Origin of the sequence: Paenibacillus sp. GYB004 (genome assembly GCF_036577605.1) — a bacterium.
GTDB classification, from domain to species: Bacteria; Bacillota; Bacilli; order Paenibacillales; family NBRC-103111; genus Paenibacillus_AB; species Paenibacillus_AB oceani.
Genome location: NZ_JARBDB010000040.1, coordinates 278,889 through 296,684 on the forward strand (window position 1 = coordinate 278,889; position 17,796 = coordinate 296,684).

A 17,796-nucleotide genomic window follows, 5' to 3' on the forward strand; every position below is an offset into this window, starting at 1 on the left:
GATGGGTACGCCGCTTCCTTCCATACGACTGGCGAGCTCGCCCCAGCGTCAAGCCAGCCCGAACAACCGGACCGCATTTTGCGTCGTTTGTGCCGCGATCTCCTCGAACGGTCGCCCCGTGCACTCCGCAATCGTCCGCACGATATGCGGAAGATAAGCCGGTTCGTTGCGGGACCCGGCAGGCTTCGGACGCAAATCGCGCGGCGTAAGGAACGGCGCATCCGTCTCCACGAGCAGGCGGTCGGCGGGAATCCGCCCGACCAGCTCCCGCAGATGCTGGCCGCGCCGCTCGTCGCAGATCCAGCCGGTGACGCCAATGTACACCCCCATGTTGACATAGGCGTCAAGCTCGGCTCCCGTTCCGGTGAAGCAGTGGACGACGGAGGGCGGCAGCTCCTTCCCATAGCTTTGCAAAATCTGCACAAAGTCGCGGAACGCTTCCCTCTCATGCAGAAACAACGGCAGCCGCAGCTCGCACGCCAGCTTCACCTGTGCGTCGAACCAGGTGCGCTGCACGTCGCGCGGCGAGAAATCCCGGTTGTAGTCGAGACCACATTCGCCGATCGCAACTACGTGCGGCTGCACCGCCAATCGCCGGAGCCGGCTGATCGTGCCGGGATTGCACCTCTTCGCGTCGTGCGGATGAACGCCGGCAGTGGAATACAGCGTACCCGCCGGCTGTCCTCCCGCATAAGCGGCCGCCTCCTCGCTGCTGCGTACGCTCGTTCCGGTAATGATCATCCGGGTAACTCCGGCTTCAGCCGCGCGGCCCAGGGCTTCCTCCCTGTCGGTATGAAACGATCGGTGCATCAGGTTAACACCGATATCTACAAGTGGAGCCGCCATTACCTTTTCCTCGCTTCCGGTTTATAGATGCTGCAGCAGTCCGCCGGGACATAGTCCGCGAGCCACACTTCGTTGCCGGCGAAATAAAAGATGACGCCCTCACCCGCCGCTTTCGCCGTATCGACTGCGACGATGGCCAATTGCCCTTTGCGTTTGCCCGCGAGCGAAGCGAATTGCAGCCCTTCCGACAAATGAACGTACTGCCTGCCCATCGGGCGAATCCCGTCCTTCAGGATGACCGCGGTCGTACCGTTTCCCGTCCCATGATACAGTACCGCCGGAGGCTGCCCCGCTTCGTATGCAACCCGTTCGACGCTGTGGCCGTACCGGGCGCGGATGCGGTCGCCTGTAATCTCAAACCGCTGCTTATCCGAATTGGCGACGACCTGGCGCAGATTTTCCATCGTCACCGTCTGCCAGCCCTTTAGCCTCCGCAGCGCATGAAGCAGCTCCTCCACCGGCACCGAACCGTCGTGCGGGTCCAACGCAAGGCCGTACGAAGCCGGATCGTGCCGGAGTATTTTGGTCATCCTTTTGCTTAAACTTGTTTCGTATTCTTTGCTTAACATCACGTACAATCCTTTCCAATCCTAACTAACGTATCCGAGTATTACACACTTCTATTGTAAGGCCGGTGAGACATGCCACCGCCGGTTGCAATCCGGCAGCGGCCCCTCCAGCCATCTTTTATGCAGGGATAAAGCCCACTTTGCCGTCCGCCGGTTCCTTCATCCAGCCTCCGGTACGGCCCTTGTTCAGATCCGCCCGCATGCTTCGCACGAGGGATTCGAGACGGACCTCCCGCTCGTAGTGCCAATGCAGCGCCGCCGATACGTACAGCTCGTTCAACTGGGCGAGCGAGAACGACTCGGTCAACCTGGCTGCCTCCGGCAAAGCTTCGTCGCCGATCAGACGCGCCAGCCCGCGCTGCTTCAAATACCTTGCCCTCGCCGCCGTATCGGGAAGCGCGATCTCGTAGGCACGGTCGAACCGTCCGGCCCGGTTCATGAGCGCCGGGTCGATTTTCTCCGGATAATTCGTCGTGCCGATCAGGAAGATGCCTTCCTTGGAAGTGGCTCCGTCCAGCGTGTTCAGGAAAAAGGAGCGCACATGCTCGGGCATCGAATCGATATCCTCGATGATCAGCACCATCGGCGCCATCTTGACTGCCGATTCGAATACTTCCTGCACCGAATCGCTGCTCGTATGCTCCGTAATTTGCCAGTAAGCGGCAGGCGCGCGCACGCTTCCGGCGATTGCTTTGACCAGTGTCGTTTTGCCGTTGCCCGGCTTGCCATAGAGCAGGATGCCCCGCTTGTAGGGGATGTCGAACTCGCGGAAAAACCCCCGGTCCTCTGCGAAAAACTCGTCGATCGAGCGGAAAATGTCCGTTTTGAGCGATTCGTCCATAATCACTTCGTCGCGATCCACCTGACGGGTTATCGGCTCCTGGGACTGGTCGATGCCGTGCCGCGTATCGCTGAACACGGTCACCCGGCTGCTGTCCCGGTCTTGGCGTCTGCGCTGCATATGGGCCAGAAACCGGTGCAGGGCAACGTCGTTTTCGGCAAACAGAACCTGATCGCAGAAGATGCCGTGGTCGCGGAACACCGGAATGTGAGCAAGCGCCACGCCCAGCTGCGGGTAAGCAAACACGTTATTGCGCTGCGACGGGTACACCCGGTAGCCGGCCGCTTCCGGCTCGGCTTTGTAAGAGAACGCACGCGACTCGATCAGATCGAAGATACGCGCCACATATTCGACTTCCGGGCAGCCGTCCTGCACATCCTCCTCGAGCAGCTCCCAGAAGTCTTCCCGGCCGTTGTCCTCGCTCACATAGAGATGGAAGTCGGCTCCGTATTTCGTCTTCAACACTTCCCGAATCCGGTGTACGACCCGGGCATAATCCGCATATTCCGGCAAAGCCGCTGCGTTTCCTTCCTGATACGAGATGACCGTGCTTGCCGTCGCATGAGACAGCCCCGCTTGTTGATTCATAATAGTTGGTATCGTCATTTATACTCCTTTTACGGTCGCAAGAGGCCTGCATTTAGCCACTACGCCGGCAAGTCCGGCTCCTGCGACGCTTTCGATGATTTGATCTACATCTTTATAAGCTTGCGGCGATTCGTCGACGATCGACTCCAGCGTCCGCTGATTAACTACGATTTCCGATTCGGTGCCTACCCCCAGCGATGCTTTAAACTCTTCTACGGAAACGAGTCTTTTGGTCGCGCTGCGCGAACGAATTCGTCCCGCTCCATGGCAGATCGAGTAATAATTGGCTTTCCCTCCGGCTGCGCCAACCATGATGTAAGAGGACGTGCCCATCGATCCCGGGATCAATGCGGGATGGCCGGTAGCAAGATAAGGCGCCGGATTGTCGGGATGTTCCGCCGGAAGCGCCCGGGTAGCGCCTTTGCGGTGAATGAAGTGCGCTTCGCCGTCGTGCTCTTCCTCCCATGCATAGTTGTGCATCAGGTCGTACAAGGTCGACAGCTCTACCTTCGGGCCCATCACGTCACGGAGCGCTTCGCGGATGCCGTAAGCGATCAGATGGCGGTTGACGACCGCGTAGTTAAGCGCCGAGTACATCAGATGCACGTACGACTGGGCGGCAGGCGAGTCGAGCGGTGCGAACACGAGCTTCGGGTCGGCCGTTCCGAGTCCGAGAGCGCGCATCGTCTTGGCGATCTCCGTCCCGCAGTGCTGATTGACCGCACCGCCCCAGGAACGCGAGCCGGAATGAATCATAACGACGATCTGACCGTCGAACAGTCCCCATGCATCTGCGATCGCCCGGTTGCTCTCATCGATCCGGATCTCCTGAATTTCGGCAAAATGATTGCCGCTGCCCAGCGTCCCGAGCTGCCGGTGCGAGCGATGCCAGACCGTTTCCGGGAACCGGTCCAGATACGCTTCGTCGAAACCGAACTTGGCGCACTCCACATGGGTAAGCGAGGTCGACTTGCGCGGCGTGTAACCGTCCGGAATGTACTTTTTCGGCAGGCCGTGCAGTCCTTTCTTCACGACATGCTCGAGCCGGATGTCCGAGAAGTATCCTCTGGCGTGCTCCTCCACCGGCAGCTTCGCTTCGATCGCCTTCACCAGCTTGCGGCGAAGCTTCACCTCGCGCAGCTCGTTTGCATGCAGGTTCGTCAGATGGACGCGCATGCCGCAGCCGATATCGCTGCCGACGATCGACGGGGACACATACCCGTCCCGCGACTTCCAGACGGCCGTCGTGCCGATGCACGTGCCTACGCCTACATGGACGTCCGGCGTATAGCTCATGTACACCCGGTTCGGAATTTGCAAATTGTTGTTTGCCATCTCGAATACTTTGTATTCCATGGCGCTGTACAGCGAGTCTCCGGCGTATACGTGCAGCGGTCCTGCGGGGAGCTCCACTTGCCGGTAATAGGTTTTATTTTCATGTGCGGTTAGTGTAAACATATATGGATTAGTCCTTTCAAAATGGATGGAGTCTAGATAACGAACGATCGTTATTTAGCATTTTGCTATTTTGCTATTTTGCTATTTTGCTATTTTGCTATTTTGCTATTTTGCTATTTTGCTATTTTGCTATTTTGCTATTTTGCTATTTTGCTGTTCTGTTGATTTGCGGTTTGCGGTTTGCAGTTTCGCTGTTTCGTTGTTTCGTTGTTTCGTTGTTTCGTTGTTTCGTTGTTTCATTGTTTCGCTGGTTCGCTGGTTCGCTATTCTGTTGCGCCAAATTCCCGTACTTGGGCTCGGTCCCTCGTCCTCAAGCTGGAATTAATCCCTGTAGCCGCCCATCCGGTTCGCTCACCTGCGACACTTCTGGATGTTCCGCATCGCCCGCGGCGCCCGGACCCGATCGCCGGAAACGCAAAAAAGCTATGGACTCCAAACGTCCATAGCGGATCAAGCAAAGGAAACGGCCGACATACGCACAAATAAATGTGCACGAACAAGCGGCGACCGTTATCCGGCACTGCACCCGGAGAGGCCGATGAAGAATGAGCGGATATATGCGATTGTGGAATCGGAAATGAAGCGTGTCTGTTGATTCGAACGAATATCGCGGATCATTGTCTTCGACCTCCTTCCAAAATATAGTTTTCATCATAACGGGGATGCCCCTAAAGTGTCAATAGATTCGGCGGGAAAAAATAAATAAAATCAATCACTCCGATAGAAAATGATTATCATACTATACGATTAACCACTTTCCCCCGACACCGAATGGACACCCCGTGAAGCCCCCCTAGAGCAGACACCGGCCCTTCCCTAAGCCAACGCCGGGTCGTTTTTATCGTATCGCGAACGGCTCACCACCCCCGTCATCCGTCATCTGTCATCCGCCATCCGTCATCCGTCATCCGTCATGGCACCCAGCATCCTACATCTGCCTCCAACATCCGCCCCCGGAATCCAGCATCCGGAGCTACGCTGCGTGACGGGGATCGGTCAATCAGCATCGTTCGGCGCACAAAGCTTTCCGCCCCTTAACAGGGAGCGTAAAGTTAAGAGCCATTTGCACCCTTTATTTCGATGAAAACAAGCACATACGCTAAAATAAAAGCGGTTTGCAGCCCTTATTTCTGCCGTACAGCCTCTATCCCCTGTACATGAACAAAAATAAGAAGTGCAAACCGCTTTTATATGCCGAAAACCTGCAATTTCCCTCGAAATAAGAGCTCCAGATCGCTCTTAAGCTCGTGAACCAGCCGGGGGGCCGAACCGCCTCGCTCGGGAAAGCCGCTCATTCCTGCCGGCCGCCGCAGCTCTCAAAACAAACCCGCGACCAGCTCGTAGGAACGGACGCGCGAAGCAAAGTCAGGGGTGATCGAGTTGACGATGACCTCCTCCACGCCGTAAGAGCGGCTGAATTCGAGGAGCTGCGTTTTGATGTTCTCCGGACCGCCGACGAGCATCCTTTTGCGGTTATGGCGAATGCGGATTCGCTCAAACTCCGTGTAAGGGTAAGCCAGCGCCTGCTCCAGTGTAATGTCGATCCCGAACCGGCCCTGCTCCAGCAGCAGCAGCTTCAGATCGAGCGGCGCCGCGAGGCGATCCGCCTCTTCATCCGTATCCGCGCACAGGACCATGACACAGGCGTTAGCCCGGGGTTCGGCGCCGAGCGGTCCCGGACGGAACGTCTCGTAATAATGCTGAACCGCGCCCTGCCCGCCCTCTCCGTTAATAAAATGAGCGAACGAAAAAGAAGCGCCCAGTTCCGAAGCCCGGCGCGCGCTGTAATCGCTCGAACCGAGCAGCCATATTTCCGGACTCGTCTCCACGAGCGGCGTCGCCTGCAAGCCGGAGCCCGGACGAACCTCCGCCGCCCCGCGGACCGGACGCAAATAACCGCCCAGCTCCTCGAGCGCAGCCGGAAACGCCTCGGCGATTTCCGGAGGACGCCCGTACCGGAGCGCTCTAGTCGCAGCGGGCATTCCTCCCGGCGCCCGTCCGATGCCGAGATCGATCCGTCCCGGATACAGCGCTTCGAGCACGCGAAAATTTTCCGCCACTTTATACGGGCTGTAATGCGGAAGCATCACTCCGCCGGAACCGATACGGATGCGTGACGTATGGGCGCCGATCGCCGCCAGCAGCACTTCCGGCGACGACCCCGCGAGCGAAATCGTATCGTGATGCTCGGATACCCAATACCTCGAATAACCGAGCTTCTCGGTAATCCGCGCCAGCTCTACCGTCTGCTTCATCGCTTCCACCGCATTAGAGCCCGTCAGGACAGGCGTTTGGTCCAGCACTCCCAATCGAAGCATCGCATAATCTCCTTCCGCCTATCTTATTGTATGTTTAATATGTACAGTTTAACACATTTGTCTCCCGTCCGTATACGGTCGATTGGGCTGCTCCTGCACGCGGCGAACGGTCCCCCGCAAAGAAACAAGCCGGTAACTTTCCGTACGCAGTCCCGGCTTTTCCGTTTCCTGCTTCAGCCGCCACGATCCTACAGCTTCTCCAGCACTTTCACAGCCACCTTCACATCAAGCTTGTGACGTCCGCCCCGGTATACGCCCTGAAGCGGACTAACGTCGGCGTAATCGCGTCCGGTTCCGACCCGGATATGCGAGCTGAGCGCCTCGACCTTGTTCGTCGGGTCAAGTCCGACCCAGCCGATTCCGGGAATCATCACCTCGACCCACGCATGCGTGGCGGCATCGCCGACAAAGCCCGAATCTTCGCCTATGTACAAATACCCGCTGACATACCGCGCCGGCACTCCTTGGGAGCGCAGCACCCCGATCATCACGTGGGCGAAATCCTGACACACCCCGCGCTTCATACCGAACGCCTCATTCGCCTTCGTATGAACGTCGGTCGCTTCCTTCTCGTAGGCAAACGTTGTGTGAATGTAGTCCATCAGCGTCAGCGCCAGCCGGACCGGGTTGTCCGTCTCCCCCACCTCGGCCATAATCGCGTCCACTTGCCCTTGTTCCATATACGTATACGGTGTTTCGTTCAGAAACGCCAAATAATGCTGACGAAACAAAGCCGAGCGGAAAATATCCCGCATCTCCGGAGAATGCTCCACCTTGCGAATAAACGGGCTACGCTGTACGCTCACTTTCGACGTCGTCGACACGGATAACGTCTGGTGCTGCTCGGGGATAAAAAACGTCTCGACATGGTTGCCCCACAAATCGGTATATTCCTTGGACATCGACATCGGGCTGATCTCGGTCCGGTACGACAGCAGCTTCTGGCACACATCGGTTCTCGGCTTCAGGCGGACGTGATTCAGACTTTGATCGACCGGACTCTCGTAAGTAAACGTATTCGTATGCTCAATCTGGTAAATCATCAGAACGTCTCACTCCTGTATACACATCATAGCTTCATAGCGGAAACCGTCGTCCGGACGCAGCGTCCCCGTAACCAGCGCCCCAATCTCGTTGCACAGGTTCTGGAACCGGTCCAGATCACGCTCCAAATCGTGCAGCGGCCATTCATGAATGCGGCTTTGGCCGAACTGCTCGGACAATTGCTCGACTGCGGCGACGAGGGGACCGGTATACAAAGTCACGCCTTCGTCCTCCAGCCGGTACATCGCCTGCACAAAATGATCGACGCAATACCGGATGGAACGCGGGTAAGCCCGGTCGGCCATCAGAAAAGCCAGTACATCCTTCGGATGCATATACGGAGGATATTGCCGCAAAAAGGCGTCGCTGCCGCCCACCAGCTCCAGAGCCGTCAGCCAGTACACATATTGACGCGCAGGAAGCTGCTCCTCCGGCTTCATCGCCTTGGCGCAGACGACATTCAGGATGCGGGCCGTCTTCTCGGCGCGTTCCAGCCATTTGCCGGTTTGCACGAACAGATAAGGCGCGCCGCGCGGCATTAACGACTCGATGACGCCTTGCGTCGTGAACGATCCTACCTTAACCGCCTGCAAAAACGGGTAATAGTCGCGCAGCTCTCCGCCCTCCTCCGCCGCCCTGCGGACATTCCAGTACATGTCGTTCAGCGTCTCCCACAGCTCATGCGGGATCGAATCCCTCGCCGACCGGGCATTGTTCCGCGCATAGGCGATACAACTGGCGATCGAGTTCGGATTGCTCTCCGAAAACGTCAAATAGTGCAAAATCTCACCCGGTACGAGCTCTGAATGGTTGTCCAGGTAGTCGGCGAGCGACGCGTTGATTTCCAGCAGTTCCTCCCAATCGCCGGCCAGATTCAGATCCGCCTCCTGAGGGACGCCCTGAGCAAGTCCATCCGCTCCCGCTCCCGAAAACGAACGGAACGGAGCCCATCTTGCGCCGCTCTCCGTTCCGTCCGCTCGATCCGATCCGGCAGAAGCCGCTCCAGCCGTCCCCTCCCCCTCTTCCCAAGACTCGGGCATCCGGCTTAGCCTCGCGGCTATAATCCGCGCATTGTTCTCCGCCCGCTCGATATTGCGCGCCATCCAATACAACGTATCGGCCACCCGGCTCAGCATACGCGATTTCCCCTCTCGCTCAGCACCCAGGTGTCTTTGCCGCCGCCGCCCTGCGACGAGTTGACGACAAGCGAACCTTCCTTGAGCGCGACCCGGGACAACCCTCCGGGCAGCACATGCGTCCTCTCGCCATGCATCACGAAGACGCGAAGATCGATATGGCAGGGGTACACCCTGTCGTTATGGTACGACGGCGCCCTCGATAGCTTCACGGTCGGCTGGGCGATATATTGTCCGGGGCTGGCCCTGATTTTGACGCGGAACCGTTCGATTTCTTCCTCCGACGCATGCGGGCCGATCAGCATATCGTAGCCTCCGGAAGCTCCCACGTTTTTGACGACCAGCCGGTCGATATGCCGGAATACGTAATCCCGCTGTTCGGGATCGTCCAGCAGATAAGTCGGAACGTTCGGGATAAGCGGTTCCTCGTTCAAGTAATACCGGATCATATCCGGAACGTAGGCGTAGACGCCTTTATGATCCGCCACCCCATTGCCGATCCCGTTCAGAATCGCCACATTTCCGCGGCGAAACGCCTCCAGCAAGCCCGGAACGCCCAGCATCGAATCCGGCCGGAACGCCAGCGGGTCCAGGAAGTCGTCGTCGATTCGCCTGTAGACGATATCGACCCGCTGCAAGCCGCGGATCGTCTTCTCGTAGACGACATGGTCCAGCACGACGAGATCGCGTCCTTCCACCAGCTCGATCCCCATCTGCTGAGCCAGAAACACATGATCGTAATAGGCCGAGTTGTAAGGCCCGGGCGTCAGCAGCACCGCTCTCGGACCGCTCGCGCCGTAATGGCGGAGCGGGGCATGGCTTAACATCGTTTCATGCAGGATGCCGAGCTGGCGGTCCAGCGACAGCACGCTCTGCCGGCGGAACAGCTCCGGGAACGCCTGTCTCATCGCAGAGCGGTTCTGGTACACGTACGAAATCCCGGACGGATTGCGCAAATTATCTTCCAGCACGCGGTATTCGCCGCGCTCGTCGCGGATCAGATCGATGCCGGCCAGAAAGATCCGGCTGCCCTTCGGCGCCCTCGCAGACACGGCCGGACCGGAGTAATACGAAGGATTGCCGGTCACGAGCCGGGACGGGACGATTCCGTCGCGCACGATGTGCTGATCGCCGTACACGTCGTCCAAAAACAGATCCAACGCTGTTACGCGCTGAATCATCCCCCGCTCGATCCGGCTCCACGGACTGGCCGGCACAATGATCGGGATCGGGTCGAAAGGCATCGTCCGCTCCGTCCCGGAGTTGTCGCTATATACGGTAAACGTCACGCCTTGACGTAAAAAACGAAGTTGGGCCGTCTCATGCTTCCGGCGCAGCTCGTCTGCCGACAGCCGGTGCAGCGCCCGGTATACCGCTTCGTAATGAGTTTTCGGAGTACCGCCGGGTTCGAGCATTTCATCATAATAGGTTCCGGTTTCATAAGGCATGAACATCATCTCGGCTCCTCTCGAAATCAGATCGGTTACACCCTTCCATTAACCGTTTCCGCCGGCGTTCAAACAAAGCGGCCCTCCCGCGCATGAAGCCGCACCCCTTTCCGATCCGGATCGGGCAAAGGGGTGAGCATAGAAAAAGCCCGAGGTTCTCAGGCGAGAACGCTCGGGCCGGTTCGATTTTCCTGCGCTTACGGATTCACTGCTTCACATCGCTCATCTTCAGGAACGTGTCCTCGTCCACGACTCTGCGCGCCGTGACATAACGATTCTTGTAGTAGCTGTCGCTCAGCTTGCTGATGCTGACGCCAACCTTGCTGGCCGAATGAGCGAATTCGCCGTCCCCCAAATAGATGCCGGCATGAGAGATTCCTTTACCGTCCGTATTGAAGAACACCAGGTCGCCGATCCGGAGGTCTGCCTTGGCGACTTCCACTCCCATTTTGGCCTGGTCCCTCGAAGTACGCGACAGCTCGATGCCGTACTCGTCGAAGATGTACTGCATGAATCCGGAACAATCGAACCCTTTAATCGTAGTGCCGCCCCATTTGTAAGGGGTCCCTACGACTTCCTCCACCGCTCGATCCAGCTGCGTATCTTCGGCATAAGCCGTACCCGCCGCCGCTACGAACAGCATGGAGCTGAGCAGCATAACAGAACCAATCTTCTTCAAAACCCTGCTCCTTCCAGTGCCTGCGAGGTTAGCTCAGGGTTCGGTTGAAGGTTCCCTATGGTCACTTTGAAGCGAGACCAATTCACCCGGTATGGTTCCCCCGCTTCCCGTAAAGGAATTCGGCAATTATTGTTTAAAACGTGGCGCTTTGCTTACATTCGACTCCATTCGACCAAATCCTGCTAATTTCGCGTACGAAAAAATGACAAACCTGCAAACTCTTCAACGTTCCATTCCGGCTGCATGCACAGGTTCAACCGGTGGCGTGGCGGTATGGAACGATAAGGATAACGGCAACTGCAACAGAAAAAACCGCTCCGGTTTCCCGAAACGGCTTGCTTGTCCATACTAGGCCATACCCGATTTAAAGGTGAAGCGACATACAAGGAATATCCCGCAAGATCGCCTTCGAATTGGCGGAGATCCATTCGCGCTGTCCCGCTGTCGCCTTCTCCGATCCCCATATGTCGAACAAAATGAGGCACAGGTCGAGGCGCCGCTTCTCGACGAACATCGGCAGCTGCTTCAGCCAGCCGGAACCGATTCGCCGCTCCCGTTCATAACCCCGGAGGAAATCGTCCAGAAACCGGCCCGCAAAGTCCGACACCCGGCCCGGATCGGTCTCGGGCTTGTCCCAGCTCGCAAACACCGACGCATAATAAACCGGCATGGCGATATCCTGCAAATAATAATCGTCCCCGCAGTCGTCAAAATCAAAGGCGGTCATCCGGCCCGCTTCGTCCGCGAAAAAGTTGCCATGATGCAAATCGCGATGGCACATTCCGTACCGGCCCCCGTCCTTCGGCAGCCGTTCGACGTCTGCGGCGATTCGAGTATATACACGCGCCAGCGCCTGCTTGACGGCTTCCGGTCCCGCCTCATCGGTTCCTTCCCGGTCCCGGTCCGCAGACGGCGCCTCCTCATCGGAAGGCTCCGGATACACTTCATCGAGCGCCGAGCCAAGCCGGCGGGGAATGCCTTCCGGGGGGGCATAGGTTTCGCTGTGCCGGTGCATCCGCCCGGTCAGCTGTCCCCACTGCTCGAACAGCCGCGGCCCCCACAACGGGTGATCCGCTCCGACATGCCCGCCCGGAGCTTTCTCGAATACGCCCATCAGCAGCGGCTCGGCTTCCGTCTCGGCCGCCTCCATCAAACGTCCGTTCAGCGATTCGACCGGCCTCGCCACCTGAACGCCGTAGTCCGCCAGCCGGAGCATCCAGTCCAGTTCGGCCGCCACGTAGTCCGGCGTCCGCTTCGTGCTTGGGGTAATCCGTATAATAAGCTCGCGGCCGTCCCTCTCCGTCTCGTATACCAGATTTTCAAACCCACCGACGTGCCGGATGCGGTCCGGGTCGAACCCGTAACGTTTCGCAGCTTCATGCAGAAAAAGATTCTCGTACGTTCTATAGCTTGCCGTCGTCACCATATGCCTCCCGATCTATGAACTGAACCGCCACAGCCGACCATGCCCGCTTATGGCGGAGTACCCTCGTAAAATATCAGCGGCCACGGCGTCGCCGCCGTGGCCCGTCTGTTTCGGCTAAGCCGAAATCACCTTTGTAGTCAATTTGCATCACTCCTTTCTGAAGGTTAGCTTTATCATAACCGATCGATCGGCCTTGTTCCATGGAACGTTTCGTTATAACGATTCTGTAAGGCGGCCCCGCCGTCCTTACCCCGCCCTACTCCCGCAAAGCGTCCCGCAGCCTGCTGGACATCGTGCCGGCCTGGGCTACCCGGAGCTTGCGAACCTCCTGCTTCAGCCGTTCGTTCTCGGCCATCAGCTGCGCCGTTCGTTCCCGGTCCGCCGCCTCCCGCCGCTCCGCCTCATCCACGAACTGCAGCAGCCCGCTGCCTTCGCGGCCCGCCTCCTGAAGCAACCGGCGCAAAGCTTCGCGTATCGCCTCGTAATCCGTTTCCGCTACGTTATCGTATTTTTTCATCGTATGATCCTCCAACCTAAAAACATGTCGCTTTTCCATACAAGCACCGTACCCGATCCGGCCGCCTGCTCCGTACGCCCGCTTTAAAACCCGCGCAGGTAAGCTTTCGGCACCGGTGCCGCCTCCTTGCCGGCCGCAGCGCGGATCGCGTGAACGGCCCAGTACGGATTGGACAACATCCCGCGCCCTACCCCGACCAGATCGGCATCGCCGCTGGCAACAACCGAATCGGCCAGCGCCGGCTGATCGAGCATGCCGACTGCGATGACGGGCACGTCCAGCGCCTCCTTGTAGGCCCTAGCGAACGGAACCTGGTAACCCGGATAGTTGCCGGGCCTGCGCTTGCCTGCCGGACCTTCGCCTCCGCTCGACACATGGAAGATGTCCACTCCCGCCTCCTTGTACTTGCGCGCGATGGCGAGCGAATGCTCAAGGTCGTATCCGCCGTCTATATATTCGACAGCCGATATACGGAGCAGCAGCGGCATATCCGGAGGCATCACTTCCTTGACGGCCCGGATAACCTGGACGCCGAACAGCGACAAATCTTGCCCGTACTCGTCCTCTCTGCGGTTGAGCGCCGGCGAGTGGAACTGATGGATCAAATACCCGTGAGCGCCGTGCAGTTCGATCGTATCCATTCCCGCCGCCACCGCTCTGCGCGCCGCATCTCGGAACTTGTGGGCCATCGCTCTCGTCTCTTCCGTCGTTAGCGGACGCGGCGTTTTGGACCCCGGCGCCACCGGGATCGCGGACGGAGCGACCGGCACTTCGGCGTCCTCGGCTTTGCGGCCGGCGTGGGCGATCTGGATGCCGATCTTCGCTCCATGCGCCTGAACCGCGGACACGATGCGGGCGAAAGGAGCGATGTGGTCGTCCGACCATAAACCGAGATCATAATCGCTAATCCGGCCGTCCGGCTCGACGTCGGTCATCTCCACGATAACCAGTCCGGCGCCGCCGACCGCCCTCGACGCATAATGGACGTAATGCCAATCTCCCGGCTTCCCGTCCTTCGTATCAACCGAATATTGGCACATCGGAGGCATCACGATGCGGTTGCGGAGCTGCAAGCCTTTATACGTAAACGGGGTATGCAAACGGTTCATAGAGATCCCTCCAAAACATCTTTTAAGAGGTTGTTCAAAAAGTCCACTTTTGATCACGAAGCCGATCTGGAAGCCTGCTCGACATCGAATATGGAATTCAGCCGGAACTTCCGGTGCTCACGTAGGTCCCACTACGCTCCGCTCCTCATTTCCTAGCTTCATCCCATCTTCTCGGTGCTGAAAACCGGACTTTTTGAACTCGCACTTTAATCGTATTAGCCGGTGCGCATTACCCCACCGGAGCCAATCCCTTTTATTTTACTACTAACAGGCATCCGCTACAAAAAAACGACCCGCTCCTCATTCCCCGGAGGAATGAAGCGGGCCGTATCTTGCATTTACTCCGGCAGCGAGTTCAAATATTCCCGCACCTGATCCGGCGTTTTCGCGAATTTGCTGTGAAGATGGGCGATCTTCTGTCCGCCGCGGTAGACGAGCAGGCTCGGTATGCCGCGCACCTCGTTCTCCTCGGCAATCGGCTGAAACTTCTCGGCATCCATGCTGACCCACGTCTTATCCGAATGCTCGGCGATGATGTCGTCCAGAAACCGGTCCAAATTTTTGCAATCCGGACACCAAGTCGTATAATATTTCACTACAGTCAGCTCGTCCCGGCCCGTCAACTCCCGAAACTGCTCGACGCTTTGAATGTTATCCATCCCAGACTCAACCCCTCATAATAATATCGGTATCGTAAAATGCGGCCAGTCTCGCCGCTTCGTCCTCCAGCCCCGCCCGGACAGCAGGTTTCATCTTCGAAGACGAATCGAACCATTCCACCTTCAGCTCGATCTGGTTCCGGTTTTTCTCCAGCTCCCAGTTGCCGGCCATCCGTCCGTTCACGAGCACAACCGGATAGATCCAGCCCTGATTGCGATAGACGAGCGGCTTGTGCTGCTCGGCCAGCACGTAGTCCGACCGGTGCGACAAGGAAACGGTATACGGGTCGAAATGCGGCAGCAGCCGCACGGTATTGTCCGGAATCGAAGCGGCCCGGATATCCTCCACGGTCGAGCGAAGCGCCCATGCTTCCCGGCCGTCGACCGGAACGGAGACGATATCGCCCTCCAGGCTGCGGAACACTTTTTTCGCTTTGGAAGGGTCGATTCCCCACCAGCGGCCGAAATCTTCGTATAGGGCAGGCCCGAATACGGACAAATAGTGCCGTCCGGCCTCGCGCAGCAGCGCCTCTGCGGACTCGGCCGGCTCGCGCCACTTCGGCAGCCAGCTCTCCGGCCGCACGAACGTCACATTTTGCCCTTGGCTGGGCCCGAAGCAGAGCAGCCCTTCGTGCGCCGCAGGCTTGAGCAGCGCTCCCCAGCCCGATAGCAGCAGCTCCCGGAGCGACTCATGGCCGGTATGTGCGACAATTTCCTCCGCGAGCTGTTCCCGGGTGAGCGGCTCGCTTCCCAGCCGGCTGCGCAGACCGTCGCTTATCGCATCCATCTGCTCCTGTGTCACCCCATGGTGCGCCAGCCAGGACGGTCTGCGGTAAAATGCGGACATGCTTTCCCGTAATCCGCTCAACATTCCCGGCATGGCGTCAGACGGCAGCAGATGAAGCGTTCCCCGCATCGCCCATGTTTTCGCGAGCGTTTTCTCTTCCCATAAAGCGCGTTGTATATGCTCGGGTTGTATGTCGTCGGCACGCGCCCCTATCGCAAGCTCCGCCGCCGACATGACCTGGGCGTGCACACCGCCGATTTTGCGGACCGCGTCCAGCCAGTCTTCCTTGCCTTTCCGGCGAAGAAGCCCCTGCCGTTCGAACCGCCACGCGGCGACTTGCTCCCCAGTCAATCCTTTTGCGGACATATCGATTACCCCATCTTTCCGTGTACCTGCCGGCTTGCGTCAAACCGTACGCCGGAGGCTTCATTTCACTTTCGGTGCAAGTATACCACGCTTATCCGCAGCTCGACAAACTGGGCCTCCGCCCGTACGGATGCCGGTGCCATCCCGGCCGCCGGCCGGGAAGCGGACAAGACGTCCGGCGGCTCCGGTTGCGCCTTTTTCGTATCGTCCGGTCCGCCTGCTCAGTGGCTCAAATCGTCCAAATTGATCAGTTTCCAGTCCGGCGTGCCGTCGCGCGTCAAAAACCATGTGTCCATAAACTGGTCGTTCGGTTTGCGGATATGCTCGCGCGCCGCCCAAATCTCGCTCAGCCGGAAAGTCGGCGAGGCGTTGCGGATCAGCAGCGAGATCGGATAGGACGGATCGTACGACTGCTTCTTCGACTCCTTCCGCTTGATGAGCGCATTGAGCTGCGCGATCAGATGAGCGAGCGACAGCGGACTGGCCGGTCCGCTAGCGCCGTTGTCCGGACGGCCCAGCAGCGCCTTCGCTTCTGCGGCATCATAGAACAGGTGCGTAATCTCCAGACCGAGCTTCGTTCCGCGGGAATCCTGCAGAATCGCGTCCGGCCGGTCGTGCTGGTACAACAGCCGCAGCTTGACAGGGTGGCGTCCGTTGTACAGGCGGATAAATTCCCGGACGGCAGCCCGCTCCAGCATTCGTTTCTCGACATTATGTCTGTTCGTCATTACGGGTCACCTCCCGTGCGATTCTTCGCTTCGTCCTTCTATACTTTTATAGTAACGTTCGATTCCCCGATACACAACCGCAAGCGGAAGCCCTGCATCAGTTGCAGCCCCTTACGGCCTGTCCGCGAAAATATGCCCGCCTCCCTTTTCACCGGACGATTGAAAAGGTACAATGCAAGAGAAGCTTAGACCGGGACGACCTGCCCGGCCCAATTCGAAAGGAGTCCGATCCGTTATGCACTACGTCGCTCTGCTGACGATTATCGATCAAGAATTAAACGCTAAAGTCCGTCCCGCCCATCTTGACTACCTCGACAGACTATACAAGGAAAACAAAGTAGTGATGGCCGGTCCGTTCACGGATAAAAAAGGCGGCATGGTCATCTACCGCGCCGATTCCCCTGAAGAAGCGCGGGCTCTGGCCGAGGCCGATCCGGTCGTAGCGGAAGGCGCCCGTACGCTGGAGCTGCGCGAATGGAATGCGCTTTCGTTCCCGCTTTCCTGAGGCGGGACCCCCTATAGAAAACGCCCGAGCAGGAGGATCTCCTGTCTCAGGCGTTTTTTGGTAGTTGCGCGGTATAGCCGGGACATCATCGCACCTTCCGTTACGACAACGTTTCCCATCTGGCCCACAGTTCCTTCGGGTTGCGCTCGTAGATCTGGTTATCCCGGAACATGTATTGGTGCATGATGAACTCCCGGCGAATCGTCGCATAATCTTCGTGGAACCGGCCGATGTACTCGTTGATTTCTTTCTCCGTGTAGGTGTTCCCCGGCTCCAGCCCGGATACGAGATGCTCGAGCACGATCAGCTTTTTCTTCAATTGGGCGGGAATATGTTTCAGTCTGCCGTCGGCCGTAAAAAAGTTTTTCAGCACCGACTGCTGCAGACGCATCTGAGCCTCATCCACTGCATTCTCCTCCTCTCCTGCGGACTTATCGATCAGTTCGAGGACGGCCGTACTGTGCGCTTGTATAAAATACCGGTTCAGCGAGAAAAAAATCGTATTTTTGTCCCGCCGTTCGTTGATCAAGCCGACCTCGCGCAGCTTCGCCGCATGATGCGTGACGGTCGCCGGCGAAATGCACAGCTTCATGGCAAGCTCCTGACCGTTCCGCTCGCCATCCGCCAGCAGGACAAGCAGCCGGATACGCGTCGGATCGGCCAACGCTTTATGGTAATTGACGATTTTCTCTAATTGCACGGGACCCCTCCGCCCTCCATCAGCAACAATTCGACACAAATCTAATTCGCTATATATCTAATTGTATATTAA

Annotated in this window: 17 protein-coding genes and 1 riboswitch; of the genes, 1 reads left to right on the forward strand and 16 read right to left on the reverse strand. The window is 58.1% G+C overall.

What is annotated here, in order from left to right; genetic code table 11:
* Positions 1 to 48: 48 nt before the first annotated feature.
* From PV433_RS17415 to PV433_RS17485, 15 genes are all read right to left on the reverse strand, one after another.
* Positions 49 to 846, reverse strand: coding sequence for a TatD family hydrolase (locus PV433_RS17415; protein ID WP_332073338.1), 798 nt, complete (start codon positions 844 to 846; stop codon positions 49 to 51).
* Positions 846 to 1,415 carry an RNA 2'-phosphotransferase gene (locus PV433_RS17420; protein ID WP_332073339.1) on the reverse strand — a complete coding sequence of 190 codons (570 nt, stop codon included), beginning with the start codon at positions 1,413 to 1,415 and terminating at the stop codon, positions 846 to 848. Before PV433_RS17420 ends, PV433_RS17415 begins: the two co-directional genes overlap by 1 nt.
* A 118-nt stretch (positions 1,416 to 1,533) precedes the next feature.
* The gene (locus PV433_RS17425; RefSeq protein ID WP_332073340.1) at positions 1,534 to 2,862 is read right to left on the reverse strand and encodes an ATP-binding protein; all 1,329 of its coding nucleotides are present in this window, start codon (positions 2,860 to 2,862) and stop codon (positions 1,534 to 1,536) included.
* A complete protein-coding gene (locus PV433_RS17430) occupies positions 2,863 to 4,302 on the reverse strand; it encodes an RtcB family protein (RefSeq protein WP_332073341.1) in 1,440 nt (479 codons plus the stop codon).
* 1,316 nt (positions 4,303 to 5,618) lie between these two features.
* Entirely contained in the window at positions 5,619 to 6,620 is a 1,002-nt protein-coding gene (locus PV433_RS17435) for an LLM class flavin-dependent oxidoreductase (protein ID WP_332073342.1), read from the reverse strand.
* Positions 6,621 to 6,808: 188 nt separating this feature from the next.
* Positions 6,809 to 7,663 (reverse strand): transglutaminase family protein, encoded by an 855-nt coding sequence (locus PV433_RS17440; protein ID WP_332073343.1) that lies wholly within the window; start codon positions 7,661 to 7,663, stop codon positions 6,809 to 6,811.
* Between the two features lie 9 nt (positions 7,664 to 7,672).
* A complete protein-coding gene (locus PV433_RS17445; protein WP_332073344.1) occupies positions 7,673 to 8,800 on the reverse strand; it encodes an alpha-E domain-containing protein in 1,128 nt (375 codons plus the stop codon).
* The gene (locus PV433_RS17450; RefSeq protein WP_332073457.1) at positions 8,794 to 10,254 is read right to left on the reverse strand and encodes a circularly permuted type 2 ATP-grasp protein; all 1,461 of its coding nucleotides are present in this window, start codon (positions 10,252 to 10,254) and stop codon (positions 8,794 to 8,796) included. Before PV433_RS17450 ends, PV433_RS17445 begins: the two co-directional genes overlap by 7 nt.
* A gap of 199 nt (positions 10,255 to 10,453) precedes the next feature.
* Positions 10,454 to 10,927: a C40 family peptidase gene (locus tag PV433_RS17455; protein ID WP_190927592.1), complete on the reverse strand. Its 474-nt coding sequence runs from the start codon at positions 10,925 to 10,927 to the stop codon at positions 10,454 to 10,456.
* Positions 10,928 to 10,929: 2 nt separating this feature from the next.
* Positions 10,930 to 11,062, reverse strand: a riboswitch (cyclic di-AMP (ydaO/yuaA leader).
* Positions 11,063 to 11,291: 229 nt separating this feature from the next.
* On the reverse strand, positions 11,292 to 12,353 hold the full coding sequence (locus PV433_RS17460) for a phosphotransferase enzyme family protein (RefSeq protein WP_332073345.1): 1,062 nt from the start codon (positions 12,351 to 12,353) through the stop codon (positions 11,292 to 11,294).
* Between the two features lie 256 nt (positions 12,354 to 12,609).
* On the reverse strand, positions 12,610 to 12,870 hold the full coding sequence (locus PV433_RS17465) for a hypothetical protein (RefSeq protein ID WP_332073346.1): 261 nt from the start codon (positions 12,868 to 12,870) through the stop codon (positions 12,610 to 12,612).
* A gap of 83 nt (positions 12,871 to 12,953) precedes the next feature.
* Complete coding sequence (locus PV433_RS17470; protein WP_332073347.1) at positions 12,954 to 13,979, reverse strand: NADH:flavin oxidoreductase/NADH oxidase; 1,026 nt, start codon at positions 13,977 to 13,979, stop codon at positions 12,954 to 12,956.
* Between the two features lie 338 nt (positions 13,980 to 14,317).
* Complete coding sequence (locus PV433_RS17475; protein WP_332073348.1) at positions 14,318 to 14,638, reverse strand: thioredoxin family protein; 321 nt, start codon at positions 14,636 to 14,638, stop codon at positions 14,318 to 14,320.
* A gap of 7 nt (positions 14,639 to 14,645) precedes the next feature.
* On the reverse strand, positions 14,646 to 15,791 hold the full coding sequence (locus PV433_RS17480) for a winged helix DNA-binding domain-containing protein (RefSeq protein WP_332073349.1): 1,146 nt from the start codon (positions 15,789 to 15,791) through the stop codon (positions 14,646 to 14,648).
* A 221-nt stretch (positions 15,792 to 16,012) separates the two neighbouring features.
* Complete coding sequence (locus PV433_RS17485) at positions 16,013 to 16,519, reverse strand: hypothetical protein (RefSeq protein ID WP_332073350.1); 507 nt, start codon at positions 16,517 to 16,519, stop codon at positions 16,013 to 16,015.
* Between the two features lie 235 nt (positions 16,520 to 16,754).
* On the opposite strand from PV433_RS17485, the gene PV433_RS17490 reads away from it, so the two are divergent.
* A complete protein-coding gene (locus PV433_RS17490) occupies positions 16,755 to 17,024 on the forward strand; it encodes a YciI family protein (protein ID WP_332073351.1) in 270 nt (89 codons plus the stop codon).
* Positions 17,025 to 17,124: 100 nt separating this feature from the next.
* On the opposite strand, the gene PV433_RS17495 is transcribed toward PV433_RS17490, so the two are convergent.
* Positions 17,125 to 17,724, reverse strand: coding sequence for a DUF2087 domain-containing protein (locus PV433_RS17495; RefSeq protein ID WP_190927606.1), 600 nt, complete (start codon positions 17,722 to 17,724; stop codon positions 17,125 to 17,127).
* Positions 17,725 to 17,796 lie beyond the last annotated feature (72 nt).

Bases quoted from the DNA above. Each gene is read 5' to 3' on its own strand.
- PV433_RS17475 (WP_332073348.1), bottom strand. From the start codon at position 14,638: ATGGATAACATTCAAAGCGTCGAGCAGTTTCGGGAGTTGACGGGCCGG.
- PV433_RS17465 (WP_332073346.1), bottom strand. From the start codon at position 12,870: ATGAAAAAATACGATAACGTAGCGGAAACGGATTACGAGGCGATACGC.
- PV433_RS17445 (WP_332073344.1), bottom strand. From the start codon at position 8,800: ATGCTGAGCCGGGTGGCCGATACGTTGTATTGGATGGCGCGCAATATC.
- PV433_RS17420 (WP_332073339.1), bottom strand. From the start codon at position 1,415: ATGTTAAGCAAAGAATACGAAACAAGTTTAAGCAAAAGGATGACCAAA.
- PV433_RS17435 (WP_332073342.1), bottom strand. From the start codon at position 6,620: ATGCTTCGATTGGGAGTGCTGGACCAAACGCCTGTCCTGACGGGCTCT.
- PV433_RS17490 (WP_332073351.1), top strand. From the start codon at position 16,755: ATGCACTACGTCGCTCTGCTGACGATTATCGATCAAGAATTAAACGCT.
- PV433_RS17425 (WP_332073340.1), bottom strand. From the start codon at position 2,862: ATGACGATACCAACTATTATGAATCAACAAGCGGGGCTGTCTCATGCG.
- PV433_RS17440 (WP_332073343.1), bottom strand. From the start codon at position 7,663: ATGATTTACCAGATTGAGCATACGAATACGTTTACTTACGAGAGTCCG.
- PV433_RS17470 (WP_332073347.1), bottom strand. From the start codon at position 13,979: ATGAACCGTTTGCATACCCCGTTTACGTATAAAGGCTTGCAGCTCCGC.
- PV433_RS17430 (WP_332073341.1), bottom strand. From the start codon at position 4,302: ATGTTTACACTAACCGCACATGAAAATAAAACCTATTACCGGCAAGTG.
- PV433_RS17450 (WP_332073457.1), bottom strand. From the start codon at position 10,254: ATGTTCATGCCTTATGAAACCGGAACCTATTATGATGAAATGCTCGAA.
- PV433_RS17415 (WP_332073338.1), bottom strand. From the start codon at position 846: ATGGCGGCTCCACTTGTAGATATCGGTGTTAACCTGATGCACCGATCG.
- PV433_RS17485 (WP_332073350.1), bottom strand. From the start codon at position 16,519: ATGACGAACAGACATAATGTCGAGAAACGAATGCTGGAGCGGGCTGCC.
- PV433_RS17480 (WP_332073349.1), bottom strand. From the start codon at position 15,791: ATGTCCGCAAAAGGATTGACTGGGGAGCAAGTCGCCGCGTGGCGGTTC.
- PV433_RS17460 (WP_332073345.1), bottom strand. From the start codon at position 12,353: ATGGTGACGACGGCAAGCTATAGAACGTACGAGAATCTTTTTCTGCAT.